Below are 216 nucleotides of genomic sequence, written 5' to 3' on the forward strand. Positions count from 1 at the left end.
TCAGGTTGATAGGTTCGAGGTGGAAGCATGGTGACATGTGGAGCTGACGAATACTAATAGATCGAGGACTTAACCATATAATATGAAGCAAATGTTATCTAGTTTTGAAGGAATATACCTTCAATAGTCTGGTAATGATGGCAGAGAGGTCACACCCGTTCCCATACCGAACACGGAAGTTAAGCTCTCTAGCGCCGATGGTAGTTGGGACCTTGT

Annotated in this window: 1 rRNA gene; it reads left to right on the forward strand. The window is 44.0% G+C overall.

The annotated features are described in order from the left end of the window. Positions 1–127: 127 nt before the first annotated feature. Positions 128–216: ribosomal RNA gene (gene rrf, locus MR115_RS29775) — 5S ribosomal RNA — on the forward strand; the annotation flags it as partial.

The sequence above is a fragment of the Bacillus cereus group sp. BfR-BA-01309 genome, from assembly GCF_022664315.1.
Lineage (GTDB): Bacteria > Bacillota > Bacilli > Bacillales > Bacillaceae_G > Bacillus_A > Bacillus_A mobilis.